The sequence below is a fragment of the Rhodococcus sp. 27YEA6 genome (assembly GCF_044908235.1).
Lineage (GTDB): Bacteria > Actinomycetota > Actinomycetes > Mycobacteriales > Mycobacteriaceae > Rhodococcus_F > Rhodococcus_F qingshengii.
Window position 1 is genome coordinate 1 of record NZ_JBIYCY010000060.1, and the last position, 2,566, is coordinate 2,566.

3 protein-coding genes are annotated in these 2,566 nt (G+C 58.2%); all 3 read left to right on the top strand.

Features of this window, described 5'->3' with window-relative positions; genetic code table 11:
• The first annotated feature begins 535 nt into the window (after positions 1–535).
• The 3 genes from ABH939_RS33090 to ABH939_RS33100 all read left to right on the top strand — a co-directional run bounded on the left by ABH939_RS33090 (position 536) and on the right by ABH939_RS33100 (position 2,204).
• On the top strand, positions 536–676 hold the full coding sequence (locus ABH939_RS33090) for a hypothetical protein (RefSeq protein WP_191908631.1): 141 nt from the start codon (positions 536–538) through the stop codon (positions 674–676).
• Positions 677–1,110: 434 nt separating this feature from the next.
• Positions 1,111–1,893 carry a ParA family protein gene (locus ABH939_RS33095; RefSeq protein WP_007733691.1) on the top strand — a complete coding sequence of 261 codons (783 nt, stop codon included), beginning with the start codon at positions 1,111–1,113 and terminating at the stop codon, positions 1,891–1,893.
• 158 nt (positions 1,894–2,051) lie between these two features.
• On the top strand, positions 2,052–2,204 hold the full coding sequence (locus tag ABH939_RS33100; RefSeq protein WP_007733689.1) for a hypothetical protein: 153 nt from the start codon (positions 2,052–2,054) through the stop codon (positions 2,202–2,204).
• Positions 2,205–2,566: the final 362 nt, after the last annotated feature.

The following is a 2,566-nucleotide window of genomic DNA, read 5'->3' on the forward strand; positions in this document are numbered from 1 at the left end:
GAGAGATCTCTTGAAGAATCACGCGGTGGCCGCGTCCACGTCCAGCATCGGGACGATCTCGGCGACCGCGCTACACCACTATCCGGGACTCAACTTCCTTCCATCCCCGCAAGGGCGGTGCATTGGCGGATGGCTGGGCAGGACCGCTCGCGACGGTTGAGCAATTTGTTCTGTGCGCACAGCGGAGATTGCTGAACCCTATATTTCCGCCTTTAGTCAGTTGGCTGCCCAATAGCGTCCCTTCGACTTCCTTGACAATCTGATCGAGACGGACTGTCACACGTTTCGATTCGTGTCTGGAACGCCTCGCTATCGGGTGATCGTGGCAGCCAAGCTGCTCTTGGTCGGTCGACCTTTTGCAACGGTGTGTGACACTCACGGCAGATGTTTTTCGATTCGTTCGATGGCAATGAGTGCATTGACCTGCTATTTTGCGCGTCCACGCAATGCGTGGTCTGTATGCACTGCATGCATTGCATGCAGAAGTGAAAGACGTGCGGTGCATGCAAGGCATGTCCTGCTAGCAGCGCATGGCATGCGTGCAATCCTTGCGTACCGCGTCATGCGTGCTCTGCGTGCGCTGCGAGCGTTGTATGGGTTGCATGCAGAGCAGCGCGTGCGTGCAGAGGTAGCACCGCAAGCGGTGCGTGCAGAGCACGCCATGCGTTGTATGTGATCAGTGCTTGGCTAGCGAGGTACGCATTGTGTGCAAAGCATGCGGGGTTTGCTAGCGAGGCATGGATAGCGTGTCGCGCATGACGTGCATGGGTTGCGGTGGACGCGTGATGAGCATTGCACGCGTTGAACGCAAGGGTTGCACTTGATGCAATTCGTGCATGGCACGCGCAGAGTGCGAGGCTTGTACGTCACGCATGACACGCGTGTTATGCTACGCGCGCACGTAATGCACAGTGTGCGTGTTTAGCGAGTAGAGCAGACTTAGCGCGCAATGCATGCAGTGCTTGGATTGCCCGTCACGCACAGTCTGCATGCAGCCCACGTACAGCGTGGATTGCGCACATAGCAAGCAATGCACATATTGCATGCAGCGCGTGGTTTACACGCAATGCACGCCTCGCAAATGTCAACGCCCTCGATGAAAGGTCCGCAATGCAGCCACGCAAAATCGCACTCGGCAACCAGAAGGGTGGCGTAGGCAAGACGGCCTCCACTCTCGGGCTTGCCAGCGCCATCACCGCGGTCGGCGGAAAAGTACTTGTCGTCGACATGGACCAACAGGGCAATACGACCGGCGGCCTCGGCGTCACTCTCGAAGAGGGCATGATGACGGCCTACCACCTCATGAACCAGACCAGAGAAGGCATTGCAGCCGAGGCGATCATTGCCACCCCATGGGATGGCGTCGACCTCATTCCCGCAGACGAAGAGCTCGGCAAAATCGAGTCGGATGGGTCGAATGACCTGGTGTTTCGCCTAGACGTTGCGTTCGAAGGGCTCGACCTTTCTCCTTATGACGCCGTGCTTTTCGACTGCCCTCCCAATATGGGCAAGGTGCTGTTCGCGGTTCTTATTGCAGCAGATGGCGTTGTCGCCATCACCGAACCCACAATTGACAGTGTCGGTGGCGTTCAGAAGCTCGAAGAGACAATCGACACCGTTCGTAAACGGGCGAATCCGAAGCTGGAATTCGACAAGATCGTGATCAGTCGTAAACGGTCTACCGGCGAACATGAGTTCAGAGAGAGCGAGCTACGGGAAACCTACGGCTCACTCGTCGCCAAGACATCGATCCCGGAACTCGCGGCCCGCCAGGACGCGCACTCGAATCGCACTCCGATTCACCAGTTCAAGGGTGGGAAAGCATTGACGCTGCAACTTGCCTACAGTGACTTGCTCGCTGAGTTGCCCATCGTGATCGGAGCCCCGGCATGAGCGTGAAGCGGGAACCTGCCATTCGTAAGACACATCCGGCTGAACTCATCCCGGAACGTCCGCCCAGGGGAGACGCGACCCCAGCGGCACCTGCAGCTACGCCACCATCGCCTTCAGCGGATCTCAGTGCCCGCAAAGATGAGGAGGAGAAGCTGTCGATGACCCACAACACGCGCATCAAACCTTCGACGAAGGATCGCCTCCGGCGTGGCGTCGACAAATTGCGGTACGAGACTGGCGATCGCGAAATCAGCGAGGCATCGATGACCGAGGCCGCGCTGGACGAATACTTGAAGGCCAGAGGACTATAAGAGACGCGCGTGCATGGCATGCACTGCGTGCACGCATGATGGATTGTCTTAATTCTTGATTGTGGAGTTCGGCCCCCGGGCGAGGGCATCTTGTGTTTCGGCTGGAAGACCAAATTAGAGGCGCCTGGCACGACAGCCGAGTAGGCATATGTGGGGGACATTCCAAGGACCTCGATATTGAGAACGGCTGTCGGGTGCGGGCGGGAGGTCAACCGCCGGGGCGGGAAGTCCTTGCTGCGCGCGCAATGCCATGTCCCTCTCATCTGCAGTTGAGTCCCGGATAGTGGTGTAGCGCGGTCGCCGAGATCGTCCCGATGCTGGACGTGGACGCGGCCACCGCGTGATTCTTCAAGAGATCTCTC